The 19,278-nt window shown below is 71.0% G+C and carries 18 protein-coding genes; 6 read left to right on the top strand and 12 right to left on the bottom strand.

Features of this window, described 5'->3' with window-relative positions; translation table 11 throughout:
- The first annotated feature begins 19 nt into the window (after window positions 1-19).
- Window positions 20-592 carry a hypothetical protein gene (locus tag AC069K_RS10810; RefSeq protein WP_478614528.1) on the top strand — a complete coding sequence of 191 codons (573 nt, stop codon included), beginning with the start codon at window positions 20-22 and terminating at the stop codon, window positions 590-592.
- 56 nt (window positions 593-648) lie between these two features.
- Here the strand turns inward: AC069K_RS10810 and AC069K_RS10805 are convergent, their stop codons facing one another.
- The 4 genes from AC069K_RS10805 to AC069K_RS10790 form a co-directional block, all read right to left on the bottom strand.
- Window positions 649-1,581: a MerR family transcriptional regulator gene (locus AC069K_RS10805; protein WP_478615194.1), complete on the bottom strand. Its 933-nt coding sequence runs from the start codon at window positions 1,579-1,581 to the stop codon at window positions 649-651.
- Between the two features lie 276 nt (window positions 1,582-1,857).
- On the bottom strand, window positions 1,858-2,787 hold the full coding sequence (locus AC069K_RS10800; protein ID WP_478614525.1) for a metal-dependent hydrolase: 930 nt from the start codon (window positions 2,785-2,787) through the stop codon (window positions 1,858-1,860).
- Complete coding sequence (locus AC069K_RS10795; protein WP_478615191.1) at window positions 2,784-4,538, bottom strand: SDR family oxidoreductase; 1,755 nt, start codon at window positions 4,536-4,538, stop codon at window positions 2,784-2,786. The genes AC069K_RS10800 and AC069K_RS10795 overlap by 4 nt, the downstream gene beginning before the upstream one ends.
- A gap of 26 nt (window positions 4,539-4,564) precedes the next feature.
- Window positions 4,565-5,413: a M24 family metallopeptidase gene (locus tag AC069K_RS10790; RefSeq protein ID WP_478614522.1), complete on the bottom strand. Its 849-nt coding sequence runs from the start codon at window positions 5,411-5,413 to the stop codon at window positions 4,565-4,567.
- Window positions 5,414-5,683: 270 nt separating this feature from the next.
- Here AC069K_RS10790 and AC069K_RS10785 point away from each other — a divergent pair, with 270 nt between their 5' ends.
- From AC069K_RS10785 to AC069K_RS10765, 5 genes are all read left to right on the top strand, one after another.
- The gene (locus tag AC069K_RS10785) at window positions 5,684-6,730 is read left to right on the top strand and encodes an ABC transporter ATP-binding protein (RefSeq protein WP_478615188.1); all 1,047 of its coding nucleotides are present in this window, start codon (window positions 5,684-5,686) and stop codon (window positions 6,728-6,730) included.
- 16 nt (window positions 6,731-6,746) lie between these two features.
- A complete protein-coding gene (locus AC069K_RS10780) occupies window positions 6,747-7,682 on the top strand; it encodes an ABC transporter permease (protein ID WP_365102815.1) in 936 nt (311 codons plus the stop codon).
- A complete protein-coding gene (locus tag AC069K_RS10775) occupies window positions 7,679-8,590 on the top strand; it encodes an ABC transporter ATP-binding protein (RefSeq protein ID WP_478614519.1) in 912 nt (303 codons plus the stop codon). Before AC069K_RS10780 ends, AC069K_RS10775 begins: the two co-directional genes overlap by 4 nt.
- A 17-nt stretch (window positions 8,591-8,607) precedes the next feature.
- Complete coding sequence (locus tag AC069K_RS10770; protein WP_358831825.1) at window positions 8,608-9,327, top strand: ABC transporter permease; 720 nt, start codon at window positions 8,608-8,610, stop codon at window positions 9,325-9,327.
- A 270-nt stretch (window positions 9,328-9,597) separates the two neighbouring features.
- A complete protein-coding gene (locus AC069K_RS10765) occupies window positions 9,598-10,272 on the top strand; it encodes a rhomboid-like protein (protein WP_478614514.1) in 675 nt (224 codons plus the stop codon).
- Between the two features lie 129 nt (window positions 10,273-10,401).
- On the opposite strand, the gene AC069K_RS10760 is transcribed toward AC069K_RS10765, so the two are convergent.
- The 8 genes from AC069K_RS10760 to AC069K_RS10725 all read right to left on the bottom strand — a co-directional run bounded on the left by AC069K_RS10760 (window position 10,402) and on the right by AC069K_RS10725 (window position 19,187).
- Entirely contained in the window at window positions 10,402-11,223 is an 822-nt protein-coding gene (locus tag AC069K_RS10760) for an HAD family hydrolase (protein WP_478614511.1), read from the bottom strand.
- Window positions 11,220-12,509: a serine--tRNA ligase gene (gene serS, locus AC069K_RS10755; protein ID WP_478614508.1), complete on the bottom strand. Its 1,290-nt coding sequence runs from the start codon at window positions 12,507-12,509 to the stop codon at window positions 11,220-11,222. The genes AC069K_RS10760 and serS overlap by 4 nt, the downstream gene beginning before the upstream one ends.
- Window positions 12,510-13,059: 550 nt before the next feature.
- Entirely contained in the window at window positions 13,060-13,995 is a 936-nt protein-coding gene (gene pheA, locus AC069K_RS10750) for a prephenate dehydratase (RefSeq protein ID WP_358834649.1), read from the bottom strand.
- 49 nt (window positions 13,996-14,044) lie between these two features.
- Window positions 14,045-15,340, bottom strand: a complete 1,296-nt coding sequence (efeB, locus tag AC069K_RS10745) for an iron uptake transporter deferrochelatase/peroxidase subunit (protein ID WP_478614504.1) — start codon at window positions 15,338-15,340, stop codon at window positions 14,045-14,047.
- Window positions 15,341-15,351: 11 nt separating this feature from the next.
- Entirely contained in the window at window positions 15,352-17,271 is a 1,920-nt protein-coding gene (locus AC069K_RS10740) for a copper resistance protein CopC (RefSeq protein ID WP_478614501.1), read from the bottom strand.
- 22 nt (window positions 17,272-17,293) lie between these two features.
- The gene (locus tag AC069K_RS10735) at window positions 17,294-17,752 is read right to left on the bottom strand and encodes a copper chaperone PCu(A)C (protein ID WP_365102615.1); all 459 of its coding nucleotides are present in this window, start codon (window positions 17,750-17,752) and stop codon (window positions 17,294-17,296) included.
- Complete coding sequence (locus tag AC069K_RS10730) at window positions 17,749-18,405, bottom strand: SCO family protein (protein ID WP_358834645.1); 657 nt, start codon at window positions 18,403-18,405, stop codon at window positions 17,749-17,751. The genes AC069K_RS10735 and AC069K_RS10730 overlap by 4 nt, the downstream gene beginning before the upstream one ends.
- A gap of 38 nt (window positions 18,406-18,443) precedes the next feature.
- On the bottom strand, window positions 18,444-19,187 hold the full coding sequence (locus tag AC069K_RS10725; protein ID WP_365102613.1) for a YcnI family copper-binding membrane protein: 744 nt from the start codon (window positions 19,185-19,187) through the stop codon (window positions 18,444-18,446).
- Window positions 19,188-19,278: the final 91 nt, after the last annotated feature.

The following is a 19,278-nucleotide window of genomic DNA, read 5'->3' as shown; positions in this document are numbered from 1 at the left end:
CCGACGAAGGGGGACTCCCATGAACTACCTGCGCGGATTCATCCCGTGGATCGTCTTCGCCGCCGTCGGCAGCGAGCACTGGCAGTGGGGCGCGGTCGCCGCTCTCGCCACGGGAGCCTGGTTGTTCTCCGTCGACCGCAAGCGCGGTGCGACGGCCGACTCGCTGATCCTGGAGCAGTCGACGATCGCCTTCTTCGCCGTACTGAGCGTCGTGGCCTTCGCGGCGCCGGACAGCGGACTGCGGGAGTACGGCGGGGCGCTGGCCACCGGGTGGCTGGCCCTGACCGCGTGGGCGACGCTGGCCCTCCGGCGCCCCTTCACCACCGGCATAGCCAAGCGGCAGGCGCCGCGTGAGCTGTGGAACAACCCGGTGTTCCTCCGCGTCAACGTCGTGCTGACCGCCGCCTGGGCCGCCGCCTTCACCGTCACCGCCGTCGCGCTCGCCGTCGTCCACGCCGAGTCGCTGGGCAGCGCCGCCGCGATAGCCGTACAGGTCGCCGGATTCGCCTTGCCCGCCCTCTTCACGGCCAAGTATCCGGAGCACGCCCGGCGCACCGCCCGGGCCGCCAAAGTGAGCACGATCACGTCATGACGACCCTCAGTGAGGTTTGATCCACAGACACGTGCGGTTATCCACAGGGCTTGTGCCTATTCTGTGGACAACCGGGCGGCTGTGAGGGCGTCCAACGTACGCGACTGAACCTCCCGTTCGGCCGCCGCGGCGACGAAAGCGGCGACGTTCTCCGGACCGACCAACGCCTGCACCGCCCGGACGGTGTGCGCGGGCAGGGCGACCGGCCCGGGCTCGGGGGCGGCCGGGCTCACCGGGGCCGTGGCACCGAGATGGTGCTGGAGGTGCCGGGTGGCGAACAGGCGCATGGCCCGCGCCAGTTCGGCGTCCACGGTCTGCTGGGCGAGCGGGCGCAGCCGGCGCACCAGACCGGCGGCCTCCGCGGCCTCGGCGTCGGTGGGCGGCCGGTGGTCCAGATAGCGGGCGAAGACGTGCTCGGTGGTGAAGTCGAGGAAGCGGGCCGCGATGTGCTCCACCTGGCCGCGCAGCTCCCGCAGATGCCCGGAGATGGCGTCCAGGGGGACTCCCGCGGCGTGCAGCTCGGCGGCGACCGCCAGCTCCTGGGGACTGGGGACCAGGAACTCGCGGTCATTGCCGGGGATGCGTTCCAGGATCCCCAGCTCGACCGCGTCCGCGACGGCCTCGTCGTCGGGCTCACCGCCGAAGGTGGCGTCGAGATCGTCCCGGGAGATCCGGACAGCCTCCTCGTCGGTCCAGGGGCCGTTGACCTCGGCGACCAGGCCGAGGACACCGCCGAGGCCGCGGCCCGCGTCCCAGGCCTCCAGGAGTTCCTTGATGGAGGCGAGGGTGTAACCGCGGTCGAGCAGATCGGCGATCTGGCGCAGCCGGGCCAGATGGGTCTCGCCGTACACATTGGACCGGCCGCGCCGTTCGGGCCGGGGCAGCAGGCCGCGGTCCTGGTAGGCGCGGATCGTGCGGACCGTGGCGCCGCTCGCGTGCGCCAGGTCCTCGATGCGGTACTCGCAGGAGGAGGGAAGGGGGTGCGGCACCGCTGGTTGCGGCGCCGGGGCAGTGGTCTGCTGGGCCGGTATGGCGGTGGCGGCGATGGGCCCCGAGGTGCGGGGCGCCTCGCCCGCGGGGCACGGCCCCGCCGGGGCACCCGCCGTCACCGAACCGCCCGTACCGGGCCTGTTCGTCCCACCGGGCTCGTTCGTCCCACCGGGCTCGTTCGTCCCGCCCGGCCCCGTGGACCCGTCCGGCGCCGGCGGCGCGCCCCGTGCCGCCGATGGTTCTGTTGCTGGCTGCCCGGACAAAACCGTCTCCCTCTACCCCAGGGCGGCGCGGCCCACCGCACCCGCTGCCGCACGGGCCGCCGGCGAGGTCGCGAGATATTCGACGGCCTTGCGCAGGGAGCCCTCCTGCGAGGGATGGTACGACCGCCGGAAGTAGCGGGGTATGGCCGCGCCGAGCTCCTTCCAGCTGGGCAGCAGTCCGCGCCGGACCGCACGGTTGTGCTCGCGCAGCGAGTAGCGGAGACGGCCGGCCAGCTGGGGGTCGTGCCGGATCAGATAGGAGGTGCCCCATGCCCACAGCCAGAGCAGCACCGGCGCGACCACCGCCATGCCCTCCAGCCGGCGGGCGTAGCGGGGCAGGCCCTCGCCGCCGCAGTGCTGGTACATGTCGAAGGCGACGGCTCGGTGCTCGACCTCCTCGGCGCCGTGCCAGCGCAGCAGGTCGAGCATGACCGGGTCCGAGCCGGCCCGGTCGAGGGCCTCGGCGTGCAGCACCCAGTCCCCCAGGACCGCGGTGAACTGCTCGATCGCGGCGATCAGCGAGAGCCGGAAGAGCAGCCACTCCCGGGCCGGTATCGGCGCCCCGAAAGGAGGTCGCTCACCGAGGAGTCCATCGAAGAGGAAGTCGACGTGGCGAGTGTAGGCAGCGGTGTCGAGGCGCTGCTCGGCGAGGTGGTCGAGGACATGGGCGTGCTGGACGCTGTGGGTGGCCTCCTGGCCCATGAAGCCCTTGACGTCCTTGAGCAGCACGGGATCGGTGACCAGCGGAAGGGCTTCCTTGAAGACCTTCACGAACCACCGCTCGCCCGCAGGGAGGAGCAGATGCAGGACGTTGATGACATGGGTGGCGGTCGGCTCGCCCGGTATCCAGTGCAGAGGGGTCTCGTGCCAGTCGAAGGAGACCCGGCGCGGGGTGATCCCGTAGTGCTCCGGGTCCCTGCCCTCCAGGTGCTCCGTGCTCACAGCGGGGGCTCCAGCCGGGCGATGGCGCGCAGGGTGCGGGGCGCGAAGCGGGACAGGAGGTGGGCGCCGCGTGCCTCCGGCGTCACCGGCACCACGGCCTGGTTCTTCACCACCGCGCGCAGGATCGCCGTGGCGACCTTCTCCGGCGGGTAATTGCGCAGGCCGTACAGCCGGGCGGACTTCTTCTGGCGGCGCTTCTCCTCGGTCTCGTCGACCCCGGCGAAGCGGGCGGTGGAGGTGATGTTGGTGTTGACGAAGCCGGGGCAGATGGCGCTGACGCCGATGCCCTGTCCGGCGAGCTCGGCGCGCAGACACTCGCTGAGCATCAGCACCGCCGCCTTGGTGGTGGAGTAGGCGGGCAGCGCCTTGGAGGGCTGGAAGGCGGCGGCCGAGGCGGTGTTGACGATGTGGCCGCCCTGACCGCGGTCGGCCATCTGCTTGCCGAAGACGCGGCAGCCGTGGATGACGCCCCACAGATTGACGTCCAGGACCTTCTTCCAGTCCTCGGTGGTGGTGTCGAAGAACGAGCCGGAGAGGCCGACGCCGGCGTTGTTCACCAGGACGTCGACGACGCCGTACTCGGCGGCGACCTTCTCGGCGAGCTTCTCCATCGCCTGCTCGTCGCTGACGTCGACCGTCTCGGCCCACGCCTGGGGAGCACCGATGAGCCGGGACATGTCGGCGGTCCGGGCCGCCCCCTCCGCGTCCCGGTCCACGGCGACGATCCGCGCCCCGGCCTCCGCGAACGCGAAGGCGGTGGCCCGGCCGATGCCGCTGGCCGCGCCGGTGACCAGGACCAACTGGCCGCCGAAGCGGTCCGCGTACGGACCGGTGGCCACGGTGTCCTTGGCCGGGACACCGTCCTCGTTGGCGGTGACGAACTCGGTGATCCAGGCGGCCAGCCGGTCGGGGCGGGTGCGCGGGACCCAGTGCTTGGCGGGCAGCGTGCGGCGGACCAGCTGGGGCGCCCACAGCTCCAGGTCGTCATAGAGGCGCTCGGAGAGGAAGGCGTCGCCGGTCGGGGTGATCAGCTGCACCGGCGCGTGCGCGTATGCGTCGGCGCGGGGGCGGCGCAGCCGGGCCCGGACGTTGTCCCGGTAGAGCCAGGCGCCGTGCGCCGCGTCCTGGGGCAGGGACGCCGTGGGGTAGTCGCTGGTGGAGACCTTCTCCACCCGTTCGAGGAGCGCCGGCCACCGCTTGCCGAGCGGACCGCGCCAGACGATCTCCGGGAGCACGGGTGTGTGCAGCATGTACACGTACCAGGATTTGGCGCCCTGGCCGAGGAGCTGGCCCACCCGGCGCGGGGTCGGCCGGGTCATCCGGCGCTTGATCCAGTGACCGAAGTGGTCCAGGGACGGACCGGACATCGAGGTGAAGGAGGCGATCCGGCCCTCGGTGCGCTTGACCGTGACGAACTCCCAGGCCTGCACGGACCCCCAGTCGTGGCCGACCAGGTGCACCGGCCGGTCCGGGCTCACCGCGTCGGCGACCGCCAGGAAGTCGTCGGTGAGCTTCTCCAGGGTGAAGCCGCCGCGCAGCGGGACCGGAGCGGTCGAGCGGCCGTGGCCCCGTACGTCGTACAACACGACGTGGAAGCGCTCGGCCAGTTGGACGGCGACGTGGGACCACACCTCCTTGCTGTCCGGATAGCCGTGGACGAGCACCACGGTCGGCTGCTCCGGGTCGCCGAGTTCGGCGACGCACAGCTCGATCCCTCCGGTGCGCACCCAGCGCTCGCGCGCGCCCTCCATGCCGTTGTCCGTCCGCTCTCCCACGCTCACGCCGCCTTCTCCTCGGCCCAGCGCCGCACATGCGGCAGGTCGTCGTCCAGCCAGAACGCGCTCTGTTCGGGGTCCTTGGAGTCGGTGACGACCAGGATCTCCTCGAACTTCGCGCCCGTACCCCGGAATCCGAGGTGCGGCTCGACCGCCCACAGCCCCGGCCGGGGCGGGTGGTCGGAGAACTTGTAGGGGCTCCACAGCGGCGACCAGCCGTCGCGGTGGCCGTGCAGCGCGTCGCTCGCCAGGCCCTTGAGGGACTGGGTGCCGAACCCGAAGAGGTGTGGCGACCAGCGGCGCTCCTTGACCTGGTCGACCTTGTGGGCGATCACGCCGAACGGGTAGGCGCGGTGGCGGTTGGCGTAGCCCTGGCGGACCATGAGCCGGTCCACGTTCTCGTAGATCTCGCGCAGCGGCCGCCGTTCGCGGACCTCGCGCAGGATGAGCGCGCGGTGCGCCTCCAGATCCGCGAGGAGCCGGTCGTGCACCGGGTTGAGGCCCAGACAGCCCGAGTAGCCGATGTCGGCCGTGAAGCCCTTGTAGACCGGGGCCATGTCGAGGATGAACGGCATCCCCGCCTCCAGCCGCCGGTTGGTGGGGAAGAACTGGAGCGGGACGCGGAAGTTCACGAACGCCGTCCGGTCGCCGAACCAGGCGAACGGCAGATGGAACCAGTCCCTTACACCGCGCTCGCGCAGCCACTCCCGCTGCATCCGGGCCGCCTCGCGCTCTGTCACACCCGGCTTGAGCTGGGCCGCGACGGCCTCCGCGCACTCGTAGGCGAGTCGCTGCACTTCCCTGAACCCGCTGAGCCGCGCGTCGGGTTCCGTCCCTACCGCCGTTGGCATCGCGCCCACACCCCTGTCGCCGTACGCGTGCGTAACTTGACACTGATGAATGTGACAATGCCCGGCGGCTACGTCAAGGGTTCCGGCCCTGCCTGTGGACGACGGAGGCGCTGTGGACAACTCTGTCCCCCGATCGTCGGCGAGCCCCTGATGCCCGTCCCTCTTCCGTAGGGGGCACGTGGGGGGCGCGTACCTCTGGAGTCGGACATGGATCCAGCCGCCTGGTCTGACGATCGGTGTGGGCTGCGCCACTACCGTCGAAGGGTGAATGTGATCGCGACCGAAAGCCTGAGCAAGCGGTTCCCCCGGGTGACCGCGCTTGACCGGCTCTCCTTGGACATCGGGCCCGGAGTGACCGGCCTGGTGGGTGCCAACGGAGCCGGCAAGTCGACGTTGATCAAGATCCTCCTCGGCCTCTCCCCGGCCACGGAGGGCACCGCCGCGGTGCTCGGACTCGACGTGGCCACCAGTGGCGGGGCGATCCGCGAGCGCGTCGGCTACATGCCGGAGCACGACTGCCTGCCGCCCGACGTCTCGGCCACCGAGTTCGTCGTGCACATGGCGCGGATGTCGGGCCTTCCGGTGACCGCCGCCCGTGAGCGCACCGCCGACACCCTGCGCCACGTCGGCCTCTACGAGGAGCGGTACCGCCCGATCGGCGGCTACTCGACGGGTATGAAGCAGCGCGTCAAGCTGGCGCAGGCGCTCGTCCACGACCCCCAACTGGTCCTGCTGGACGAGCCGACCAACGGCCTCGACCCGGTCGGCCGCGACGAGATGCTCGGCCTGATCCGCCGCATCCACACCGACTTCGGCATCTCCGTCCTGGTCACCTCGCACCTCCTGGGCGAGCTGGAGCGCACTTGCGACCACGTGGTGGTCATCGACGGCGGCAAGCTGCTGCGGTCCAGCTCCACCAGCGACTTCACCCAGACCACCACCACCCTCGCCGTCGAGGTCACCGACTCCGACGCGCACCCGGACGGCACCGAGGCCGTGCGCGGCGCGCTCGTCGCGGCCGGGGTCACGCTCCACGCGGGCGTGGAGGAGGGCCTGCCGGGCGCCGGACACATCCTGCTGGTGGAGGCGGCGGGCGAGGAGACGTACGACGTGGTGCGCGACACCGTCGCCGGTCTCGGCCTCGGGCTCGTCCGGATGGAGCAGCGCCGCCACCACATCGCCGAGGTCTTCAAGACCCCGGCGCAGGCGGCGGACCCGGCCTCCGAGCGCGCCGCCGCTGTGTTCGATCAGCGGCCTCCCGCCGCGGGGGCGACCGCCGCCGCACAGCAGAACGGAGGCGGCACCCATGGCAGCTGAGACCGCAGGGACGCGGATGACACAGAACCAGCCGGGCCGGAACCAGCCGGGCCCGAATCAGTCGGGCCCGAACCAGCCGGCCCAGACCCAGATCCACAACATCGGCTACCGCGGCTACGACGGGCCGCGGCTGGGCCGGGCGTACGCACGGCGCTCGCTCTTCTCGCAGTCGCTGCGCGGAGCGTACGGACTGGGCCGCAGCGCCAAGTCCAAGGTGCTGCCGATGCTGCTCTTCGCGGTGATGTGCCTGCCCGCGGCCATCATGGTCGCGGTCGCCGTCGCCACCAAGGCCAACGACCTGCCGGTGGACTACACGCGCAACGCGATCCTGATGCAGGCCGTCATCGGCCTGTTCATTGCCGCGCAGGCCCCCCAGACCGTCTCGCGCGACCTGCGCTTCCGGACCGTGCCGCTGTACTTCTCGCGCCCCATCGAGCGCGTGGACTACGTGCTCGCCAAGTTCGCGGCGATGGCGTCGGCGCTGTTCGTCCTCACCGCGGCACCGCTCGTCGTGCTCTACGTCGGCGCGCTGCTCGCCAAACTCGACTTCGCGGACCAGACCAAGGGGTTCGCCCAGGGACTGGTATCCGTGGCACTGCTCTCGCTCCTGTTCGCCGGCATCGGCCTGGTCGTCTCGGCGCTCACCCCGCGCCGCGGCTTCGGCGTCGCCGCCGTCATCGCGGTACTGACCATCTCCTACGGGGCGGTCTCCGCGATCCAGGGCGTCGCCTTCGACCAGCAGTCCACCGGGGCCATCAAGTGGTTCGGGCTCTTCTCCCCCATCACGCTCATCGACGGAGTGCAGACCGCCTTCCTCGGCGCGACCTCGGCGTTCCCGGGGCGTGAGGGACCGGGCACCGGGGCAGGCGCGGTCTATCTCCTCGTCGTCCTCGCGCTGATCGCCGGCTCGTACGCCGTCCTGATGCGCCGCTATCGGAAGGTCGGGCTGTGACGACCATCGACATCGACCACACCTCGCGCTGGTTCGGCAACGTGGTGGCCGTCAACGACGTCACCATGTCGATCGGCCCCGGTGTGACCGGACTGCTCGGCCCCAACGGCGCCGGGAAGTCCACGCTCATCAACATGATGGGCGGCTTCCTCGCCCCCTCGACGGGAAGCGTGACGCTCGACGGGCGTCCCATCTGGCGCAACGAGGACGTCTACCGGCGGATCGGCATCGTCCCCGAGCGGGAGGCGATGTACGACTTCCTGACCGGCCGCGAGTTCGTCGTCGCCAACGCCGAACTGCACGGGCTCGGGGGGAAGGAGGCCCAGCGGGCGCTCGCCACGGTCGAGATGGAGTACGCGCAGGACCGCAAGATCCAGACGTACAGCAAGGGCATGCGCCAGCGCGTGAAGATGGCGTCCGCGCTGGTCCACGACCCGTCGGTGCTGCTGCTCGACGAGCCGTTCAACGGCATGGACCCGCGCCAGCGCATGCAGCTGATGGACCTGCTGCGGCGGATGGGCGCCGAGGGTCGTACGGTCCTGTTCTCCTCGCACATCCTTGAGGAGGTCGAGCAGCTCGCCGCGCACATCGAGGTGATCGTGGCCGGGCGGCACGCGGCGAGCGGTGACTTCCGCAAGATCCGCCGGCTGATGACCGACCGGCCGCACCGCTATCTGATCCGCTCCAGCGACGACCGCGCGCTCGCCGCCGCGCTGATCGCAGACCCCTCGACGGCCGGGATCGAGGTGGACCTCAAGGAGGGCGTGCTGCGCGTCCAGGCGGTCGACTTCGGGCGGTTCACGACCCTGCTCCCGCAGGTCGCGCAGGCGCACGGCATCCGTCTGCTGACGGTCTCGCCGTCCGACGAGTCGCTCGAATCCGTCTTCTCCTACCTCGTAGCGGCCTGAAAGGAGCTGTGAGCGTCATGTACAACCCCACAGTCGCCCGGCTCACCTACCGGGCCCTGCTGGGCCGCCGCCGGGCGGCCATCCTCTGCGTGCTGCCGGTGCTGCTGATCGTCATCGCGGCGGCGGTACGGTCCTTCAGCGGCGCCGACGACCAGGTCGCGGCCAACCTCCTGGGCGGCTTCGCGCTGGCCACGATGGTCCCGCTGATCGGCGTCATCGCGGGCACCGGCGCCATCGGGCCCGAGATCGACGACGGCTCGATCGTCTATCTGCTGGCCAAGCCGGTGAAACGGCCGACGATCATCTTCACCAAGCTGATCGTGGCGATCGCGGTGACCATGGTCTTCTCGGCCGTCCCCACCTTCGTCGCCGGAATGATCCTCAACGGCAACGGCCAGCAGATCGCCATCGCCTACACGGTCGCCGCGCTGGTCGCCTCGATCGCGTACGCGGCGGTCTTCCTGCTGCTCGGCACGGTCACCCGGCACGCGGTGGTCTTCGGCCTGGTCTACGCGCTGGTCTGGGAGAGCCTCTTCGGCAACCTGGTGCCGGGCGCGCGCACGCTGAGCGTCCAGCAGTGGTCGCTCGCCCTCGCGGAGCGGATCGGCACCAACGGCTTCATCACCTCGGACGTGGGCCTGCCCGCCGCGGTCGTCCTGCTGAGCGCGGTCACGGTCCTGGCGACCTGGTACGCGGGCCAGAAGCTGCGGACGCTGAAGCTGGCCGGGGAGGAGTGATCCACGCGGGCCGCTGAGATCCGGGCACGGCCGAGGTCCGGAACCGCGGCTGAGCTCCGGAACCGGCGGCTGAGGTCCGTGGCTGCGGCTGAGGTCCGGAACCGGCGGTTGAGGTCCGTGGCTGCGGCTGAGGTCCGGAACCGGTGGCTGAGGCCCGGGGCGCCGCCCGGCCGGACAGGCCCCCGGGGTGCCTCCGGCCGGGCGCCGCCCTGTTCGTCCACCCGCCTCACCGCCGCGCCTCCTCGGACCGGTCCGGGCCATCATCGAGGGATGACGACGCTTCGCGGTCCGGGCACGCGCCGGCCCCCCGAGCCGGCCCGGCCGGTGCGGGCCTGGGTGCGCTCCTCGCCGGGGACGCACCTCTGGCTGCTGGTCATCGCGATCACCAGCGTCGTCCTCGAACTCTCCAGCCGCGACCTCGGGCACTACCTGCTGCACCGCAACAGCAGCAACATCCACGAGCTCACCCAGCACCCCGCCCAGTCGCTGTTCACCAGCGCCTTCTGGATCGAGAACCCGTCCTCGTTCCTGCTCTACCTCGTCCTCTTCGAGCTCGTGCACGCGCCCGTGGAGCGCTGGATCGGCACGGTGCGGTGGGTGGCCGCGGTCGCCGGAGCGCATGTCGCGGCCACGTTGATCAGCCAGGAGATGGTGCTGTGGAGCATCCGCAACCACGAGGTGCCCAGACGGATGGTGCACGTCGTGGACATCGGGGTCAGCTACGGGCTCGCCGCGTCGGCGGGGCTGCTGGTCTACCGGCTGCCGGGGCCGTGGCGGTGGGGCTACCTCGTGTGCGTGGTCGCGTTCTTCGGCGTGCCGCTGCTGACCGGGGGCACCTACACGGACATCGGGCACGCCGTCTCGCTGGCCGTCGGGCTGGCCTGCTGGCCCCTGACCCGGGGTAAATCAGTGGCTCCGAACGGGCGTGCGGTGCACAGTGGTTGAGGGCCCCAGGGCGACCACTTCGAGCGCGCCTCGGCGCGGGTCACCTTGGGGTACGGGGATCGGTAAGGGGCGCCCACCTATGGTGGACGCCCCTTACATCCGCCGGCTTCGCGCGGTGCCCGGGCGGGCTCACGCGCCCAGCAACTGCTCCAGCACCACCGCGATCCCGTCGTCGTCGTTGGACGCCGTGATCTCGTGGGCGACGGCCTTCAGCTCGTCGTGGGCGTTGGCCATGGCCACCCCGTGCTCGGCCCAGGCGAACATCGGGATGTCGTTGGGCATGTCGCCGAACGCGATGGTGTCCGTCTTGCGGCAGCCCAGCCGGCGTGCGGCGAGCGACAGCCCCGTCGCCTTGCTCAGACCCAGCGGAAGCAGCTCCACCACGCCCTCGCCGGCCATCACCACGTCGACCAGGCTGCCGACGACCTGGCGGGCGATCCGCGCCAGCTCGTCGTCGCCGAGCCGCGGGTGCTGGATGTAGACCTTGTTCAGCGGCGCCGACCACAACGCGCCGACCTCGTCGAAGGCGACGACCGGCAGCGGGCCCTCCTGGACCCGGTAGCCGGGGCCGACCAGCACCTCGCCGTCGAGCCCGTCGCGGCTCGCGGCCAGCGCCAGCGGGCCCACCTCGGCCTCTATCTTCGACAGCGCGAGCCCCGCCAGCTGGCGGTCCAGCGTCACCGAGGTGAGCAGCCGGTGCTCGCCCGCGTGGTAGACCTGCGCGCCCTGCCCGCACACCGCGAGGCCCTGGTAGTCCAGGTCGTCCAGGATGTGCCGGGTCCAGGGCACCGCGCGGCCGGTCACCACGATGTGGGCCGCGCCCGCCGCGGTGGCCGCGGCGAGCGCCTCACGGGTGCGCCGGGAGACCGTCCCGTCGGAGCGCAGCAGCGTCCCGTCCAGATCGGTGGCGATCAGCTTGTACGGGAGGGGCTTTCCCGGGGCGGTGCTCACTTGGCGAGGGGCTCCAGCACCTCGCGGCCGCCCAGGTACGGGCGGAGCACGGCCGGGACCCGCACCGAGCCGTCGGCCTGCTGGTGGTTCTCCAGGATCGCCACGATCGTGCGCGGCACCGCGCAGAGCGTGCCGTTCAGCGTGGCCAGCGGCTGGACCTTGCTCTTGCCGTCGCTGGTGTCGCGCATGCGCACGGACAGGCGGCGGGCCTGGAAGCCGTCGCAGTTGGAGGCCGAGGTCAGCTCGCGGTACTTGCCCTGGGTGGGGATCCACGCCTCGCAGTCGTACTTGCGCGAGGCCGAGGCGCCGAGGTCACCGGTGGCGACGTCGATCACCTGGAAGGGCAGTTCGAGGCCGGTCAGCCACTGTTTCTCCCAGTCCAGGAGCCGCTTGTGCTCGTTCTCCGCGTCGTCCGGGTGGACGTACGAGAACATCTCGACCTTGTCGAACTGGTGGACGCGGAAGATGCCCCGGGTGTCCTTGCCGTACGTACCGGCCTCGCGGCGGAAGCACGGCGAGAAGCCCGCGTAGCGCAGCGGCAGCTTCTCCGCGTCGATGATCTCGTCCATGTGGTACGCGGCGAGCGGGACCTCGGAGGTGCCGACCAGGTAGTAGTCGTCCTTCTCCAGGTGGTACACGTTCTCCGCGGCCTGGCCGAGGAAGCCGGTGCCCTCCATGGCGCGCGGGCGGACCAGCGCGGGGGTGAGCATCGGGATGAAGCCGGCCTCGGTGGCCTGCGCGATCGCCGCGTTGACGAGGGCGAGCTCCAGGAGCGCGCCGACACCCGTCAGGTAGTAGAAGCGCGAGCCGGAGACCTTCGCGCCGCGCTCGACGTCGATGGCGCCGAGCGCCTCGCCGAGCTCCAGGTGGTCCTTGGGCGCGAAGCCCTCGGCCGCGAAGTCGCGGATGGTGCCGTGCGTCTCCAGGACGACGAAGTCCTCCTCGCCGCCGACCGGCACGTCCTCGTGGACGATGTTGCCGAGCTGGAGCAGGAGCTGCTTGGCCGCCTCGTCCGCCTCGTTCTGCTCGGCCTCGGCGCTCTTGACGTCGGTCTTGAGCTGCTCGGCCTTCTGCAGGAGCTCGGCGCGCTCCTCGGGCGAGGCCTTGGGGATCAGCTTGCCGAGCGCCTTCTGCTCGGAGCGCAGCTCGTCGAAGCGGACGCCGGACGACCTGCGCCGCTCGTCGGCTGAGAGCAGGGCGTCGACGAGTGCGACGTCCTCTCCACGGGCGCGCTGGGAGGCGCGAACACGGTCGGGGTCCTCACGGAGCAGGCGAAGGTCAATCACCCCTCAAGGCTACCGGTGCGGATCCCTGGCACCCCACCGGATATCCCCGCCACGTCCGCCCCGCGTGTCGGTTTGCCCGAATTGACCGTATTGAGAAATCTGGTGGAGAAATTCAGGGGTGGCCGTCAATAAAGCCCGCCCTTTCCCCTGAAAAGGGGTGCTTTACGGACTTCAGTTGACCGGACTCCCTTGCGCCCCAAGGAACTTGTCCACAGTGGGGCCCGGAGTGGAAAAGTTATCCACAGGGTGTGGGGAGTCGCTGTGGATCAGCGGCAAACCCCTCTCCCGGACCGGGTGTGCGCCCAAGGATTCCCGGTTCAACCCTCCCTTACGCACTCTTTCGGGTGGGAATTGCTCGCTCTAAAGAGTTGATCAATAGAATTGGGGTGACATCGCCCGCCCTGGTCTTCTGTGGACGGATGAGTCATCGCTAGAGGGATTTGTCGACTCTGTCCGGTTGTGTTGTCGACTTACCCACAGGTCGAGAAGAAAGCCTGTGGATAACTTTGTGGACAGTGAAAATCAGCAGGTAGGACCGGCCGTGCAGGGCTCAGGCCCGGCCGTCCTGGCTGCGCGCCAGCCACTCCGCCGCCGCCACGAACTCGGCGTCCGAGGTCCCCGGTCGCAGGGTGCGCACCTCGTCCACCGCGACGCCCGCGCGCGGGTACGAACCGAGGAAGCGCACGTTCGGGCAGATCCGCTTCAGCCCCATCAGCGCCTCGCCCACGCGCCGGTCCGAGATGTGGCCCTCGGCGTCCACCGCGAAGCAGTAGTTGCCGATGCCCTCGCCGGTCGGCCGGGACTGGATCAGCATCAGGTTGACGCCGCGTACGGCGAACTCCTGGAGCAGTTCGAGCAGCGCGCCCGGACGGTCGTCGCCCAGCCAGATCACCACCGACGTCTTGTCCGCCCCGGTCGGCGCCGCGGGCCGGGCCGGGCGGCCCACCAGGACGAACCGGGTCTCGGCGTTCTCCGCGTCGTGGATCTCGGTGACCAGCGGCTCCAGGCCGTACGTCGCCGCCGCGAACTCGCCCGCGAACGCCGCGTCGAACCGCCCCTCCTGGACCAGGCGCGCCCCGTCCGCGTTGGAGGCGGCCGACTCCCACAGCGCCTCGGGCAGATGCCCCCGCAGCCAGTTGCGCACCTGCGGCTGGGCCACCGGATGCCCGGTCACCGTCTTGATGTCGGACAGCTTCGTCCCCGGCCGCACCAGCAGCGCGAACGCGATCGGCAGCAGCACCTCGCGGTAGATCATCAAAGGCTCGCCCGAGGCCAGCTCGTCCAGGGTCGCGGTGACCCCGCCCTCCACCGAGTTCTCGATCGGCACGAGTGCGGCGGCGGCCTCCCCGTTGCGTACCGCGTCGAGCGCGGCGGGCACGGACACCATCGGCACCAGCTCACGGGTCGCCGCCTCCGGCAGCGTGCGCAGCGCGGCCTCGGTGAAGGTGCCTTCGGGACCCAGATAGGTGTATCGCGTGGCGGACATACCCGTCACCCTAATGGCCCGCCGCCCCCGGCGAGGGCCCACGAGGAGGTCAGGACTCCAGCAGGAGCTGGCCCACGTACTCGCCCGCGCGCGGACCGCCGGGGACCGCGAACAGACCGCTCGCCTCGTGCCGGATGAACGCCGACAGCGCGTCGCCCCGGTCGAGCTTGCGCTGGACGGGTACGAAGCCGCGCAGCGGGTCGGCCTGCCAGGCGATGAACAGCAGGCCCGCGTCCGGTACGCCGTCCGCCGAGATCCCGTCGTGGTACGAGAAGGCGCGCCGCAGCATCGCGGCGCCCCCGTTCTGCTCGGGGGCGGAGATCCGGGCGTGCGCGTTGTCCGGGATGACGAGCTTGCCGTCCGGGCCGAACGCGTCGAGCCGCATCGGGGTGGTCTCCGTACCCCCCGAAAGAGGGGCGCCGTCCGCCTTCCTGCGGCCGATCACCTGCTCCTGCTGGGCGAGCGGCACCTTCTCCCAGTCGTCGAGCAGCATCCTGATCCTGCGCACCACCGCGTACGAGCCGTTCGCCATCCAGGCCGGCTTCCCGCTGTCCGGGACGAAGATCCGCTTCTCGAAGTCGGGATCGGAGGGCTTGGGGTTGCCGGTCCCGTCGATCTGGCCCATCAGATTGCGGGCCGTCATCGGCTTCTTGGTGGCGCCCGGGGTGCGGTTGAAGCCGTTCATCTGCCAGCGCACCCGGGCCGCGGCCCCCGCGTCCTTCTGGAGCGCCCGCAGCGCGTGGAAGGCCACCAGGGCGTCGTCCGCGCCGATCTGCACCCACAGATCGCCGTGGGAGCGCTTGGCGTCCAGGCGGTCGGAGGAGAAGTCCGGCAGCGGGTCCAGCTCGGCCGGTCGCTGGGCCACCAGGCCCGTACGGTCGAAGAAGGTACGGCCGAAGCCGAAGGTGACGGTGAGCGAGGACGGGCCCGCGTCCAGGGCGATCCCGGTGTCCGCGCCCGTCGGCTCGCCCGCCATCAGCGCCTTCGCCGTCGCCGACCAGCGACGCAGCAGCGCGGCCGCCTCCTTGCGCCCGGCGCCGGGTGCGAGGTCGAAGGCGATCAGATGGCCGCACGCCTGAACCGGAGTGGCGATCCCCGCTTGATGTTTCACGTGAAACGCGACCTCGGCGGTGCCGACCGAGGACAGCTCGGGAGCACCCGATCCGTCCGACTCGACCGCGGCGTGGACGAGCGCGCCGCCCGTCGCGCCCAGCGCGACACCGGCCGCACCCGCCGCGCCCACCGTGCCGAGGAGGCGCCGGCGGGTCAGCGCGGAAGGCGCGCCGGCGCTCGGGGCGCTGTCGTTGATCTGGTCCGACACGGGGTCGGTCATGTGGTCGGTCATGTGATCCGTACTCAGCCGATCTTGATGTTCTTGTCGACGGTGACCTGGTCGATGTCGGACGTCCGTACCGTCACCGACACCTGCCACTCGCCGGGCATCGGGAGCTGCACACCGCTCGCGCTCCAGTGTCCCCGGGTGATGCGCTCGGGCGTGACGGGCAGCGGGCCGATCGCCTTGGCGGTCAGCGTGAACGCCACCTTCACCTCGGGCGCGTCCAGCGGCCTGGCCGCGGCGTCGTCCGTCCACACGTGCAGCTCGTTGGCACCGGTGCGGCCCGGGTCCAGGGTGAGGCGGATCGTGCCCTTGCCGTTCTTGCCGCCGGTGTCGAAGGGGATCCGGATGCTGATCGGCCGGTCCGGCACGGCCACCTGGCTGGTCGCCTGGGCGGCGGCCGCCGTCTCCTGCGTACGCCCCGGCTCGGTCGACGACAGGATCGTCGCCACCGCGAGCACCGCCACCGCGATCCCCGCCTCGGTGAGCACCGAGCGCCGCAGCCCCGAGCGCTCCGGGTCGGCGTCGCGGATGCGCTTCTCGCGCGCGACCGTGATGGCCGCCCGCTGGCGGGCCAGCTGCTGGGCGCGCTTGCGGTCGGCCGGATCCGTGGCGTCGTCCGGCACGGTCACCGGCTCGGGCTCCTCGGCGGACCGCGCCAGCTCCTCGACGACCGTGGCCGCCTCCGCCTCGGGCGCCGCGTGCTCGGTGAGCTGCCCGGTCCAGCGACGCGAGACGTACGCGGCGGACAGCAGTACGGCGACCAGCCCGCCCTTGACGAGCAGCAGCTGTCCATAGCCGGTCCCGGTCAGCGCGGACCAGGAGCCGACCTGCCGCCACGCCTGGTAGAGGCCGGTCGCCACCAGGACGGTCACGCTCCAGAAAGCGATCCGGGAGAACCGCCGCACCGCCGACCGCTCCACCGCGGGCGTCAGATGCAGCGCCACCAGGAGGGTCGCGAGTCCGCCCAGCCAGGTCGCCACGGACAGCAGGTGCAGCACCGCGACGGGCATCGCCAGCCCGGTCTGGATGCCGGTCGAGGCGTGCTCGGCGAGCGCCCAGGTGGCGGCGATGCCGGCGGCCACCACGAACCCGCCGACGGCGAGCCCGTAGGTGAGGTCCTTCTTCTCCTCGTCCTCGCGCTTGGCGAACGCCCCGAACAGTACGGAGATGAAGAGCGCGGCGGCGCTGAGCAGCAGCAGCCGGGAGCTGAGCGCGGCACCCGACTTGGTCTGGAGGACCGCCTTGAGTCCGTCCAGGTCGAAGGCGTCCGCGAGCTGTCCGGAGCCGGTGTAGGGGGTGCGCAGGAGCAGCAGCGCGATGGTGGCCGCGGTCATGGTCAGCCAGCCGCCGACGACGAGGCGCTGCACCGGGCGCACCGAGGCGCCGCGCTGCCAGCAGGCGAGGACGAACGCCCCGCCGCCGGTGAAGAGGATGAAGCCGGCGTACGCGGCGTAGCGCATGGTGTCGTACAGCCCGCCGACCAGACCGCCGCCGACGTCCGGCGAGGACAGTGAGACGGTGGTCTTGGACGGGGCGCCGATGGAGAACGTGAAGGCGCCCGCGACCGGGTGGCTGTCGGCCGAGACGGCCTGCCAGGCCACGGTGTAGGTGCCCTTGGGCAGTCCTTCGCGCAGGTTCACTCCGTACTTCACGACGGAGCCGCTGCACAGGTTGAGCAGTTCGCCGGTGTCGGCGCGCTTGCCGTTGGGGTCGAGGACCCGGATGGACTTGTTGTCCATGGCGACCTGCTCGGAGAACGTGATGTCGACGTCCTCGGGGGCGGTGGCGACCACCGACCCGTCCTTCGGGTTGGTCGCGGTGACCGCGGCGTGCGCAGAGGCGGGGGCCGCGGTCGCGAACACCGCGCCGAGCAGGGCGGCCGCGACGAGCAGCAGCCGGGCCAGGGCGGTTCCGAAGCGTGGGGCGGTGGCCGTCATCGTCTGTTCAGTCCCTCATCCCTCAGTGGTGCTTCGGGTTGTAGGTGGTTTCCTTGACCGGCAGGTCGACCTCGACCAGGCCGGCCTTCTCGAAGTGCAGCTCGATGGAGACCTTCTCGCCCTGCTTCGGCTTCTTCTTCAGACCCATGAACATGATGTGGCTGCCACCGCGTTCGAGGTCCAGCTCGCCGCCCGCGGGGACGTCGAAGGACTTCACCTCCCGCATCTTCTGGTTCTTCGTCTCGTGGATCGTGACGTCGTCGGCGAGGGGGCTGGTGACCTTGGTGAGCTTGTCGGCGGCCTTGCCCTCGTTCTTCACGACGAGGAAGCCGCCGGCCATGTCCGCGTTCAGCGGCTCCGGCATGAACGCCTGGCCGATCTTCAGGTCGGGCTCGGCGTCGGAGCTGTCCGACGAGCAGCCCGCCAGCGCCAGCCCCGCGGTGAGGGCTATGGCGGCGGCGAGGGTGGTGCGGCGGTTCACGGGTTCTCTCCAAGAATGATCTTCGGCAGGTCCTGGGTGTAGTCCTCCGCGGTGGTGGTGTCGCCGTACAGGACGTACCCCTGGTCGGTCTTCGGCGAGAAGGCGATGACCTGGGCGCCGTGCATGGACACGACCTTCCCGTCCTTGTCCTTCGTCGCCGGGTCGATACCGATGCCGATCGAGCGGGCCCCGGCCTGGATGGTCGGGAAGTCACCGGTCAGACCGATGAACGACGGGTCCTGCGCCGTGAGCCACTTGCCGAGGGAGTCGGGGGTGTCCCGCTCGGGGTCGGTGGTCACGAAGACGACCTGGAGCTTGTCCTGGTCGGCCTTGGGCAGGCGCTTCTTGGCGATGGCGATATTGCTCATCGTCAGCGGGCACACGTCGGGGCAGTGGGTGTAGCCGAAGTAGATGAGGGTCGGCCTGCCCTTGGTCCGCTCACGGAAGTCGAACTTCTTGCCCTGGGTGTCGGTCAGGACGAAGTCCGGCTTGGTGAACGGCCGGTCGAGCACGGTGCCGGCCTTCTTGCTGGTGTCGGCGGAGACATCGGTGACGGGGCTCGTGGCCTTGTCGTCGCTGCCGCCGCACGCGGTCAGGGTGAGCGCCGCCGCCACCGCGAACGCGATGGCGGACGGCACGTACTTGGTGCGCATGGGGAGAGTTTCCGGTCGCAGGGAGGGGCCTGGCGGGATCACGCGGCCCGGCGGCGCACCGCGAACGCGGCGAAGGCCACCCCGAGCACGCCGATGACGATGCCCACGATGCCCAGGGCACGCGCGGTGCTGTCGCTGTCCTTGGAGTCCGAGGCGTCCGCGGAGTTCTCGCTCTTCTTGTCGTCGTGCCCGGCCATGTCGTCCTTCTTGTCGTCGGACGCGGGCGCGGCACCGCCGTGGTGGTCGGCGGAGGCGGCGGAGAGGGTGAGCACCGGCGCCGGGTTCGCCGGCTCCTCGGCGCCCTGCTTCTGCTCCTCGATCCAGCGGACGGCCTCGCCGTTGCTGTACGTCTGGACGGCCTTGAAGACGAGCTTGTCGGTGTCGGTGGGCAGCGGGCCGACGGAGAGCGGGAACTTCTGGAAGTAACCGGACTCGATCTTGCCGCCGCTCCAGGTCACCTTGGTGACGGCCTCGTTGATCTGCTTGCCGTGCACGGTCAGCGGCTTGTCGAGCTTGGACTTGGTGACCTCGACGGTCCAGCCGGGCAGCGCCTCGGGCTGCACCGACGCCAGCGGGTGGTCGGCCGGGAAGCTGACCTCCAGCTTCACGGTCTGGGCGTTGTCGCGCTCGTTGGGCACCTTGAAGTTGACGACGGCGTAGCCGCCCTTCGCGGCCGCGCCCTCGGGCTGCACGCTGACGTGCGCGAAGGCCGGGCCGGCCAGCATCAGGACGGACGAGGCGGCGACGGCACCGGCGACGGCGAAACGGCGGGAAACGTTCATGGCTGGGACACTCCAGTCAGCAGGGAGGTGGGTGAGGACGGTCCGGCGCGCGGATGCGCGCGGACCCCGCGGACCACTCCCGGGACGGGTG

It is taken from the genome of Streptomyces sp. NPDC043908 (genome assembly GCF_056435525.1).
The sequence above is the reverse complement of the archived record's forward strand: the minus strand, read 5'-3'. Positions and strand labels throughout refer to the sequence as shown.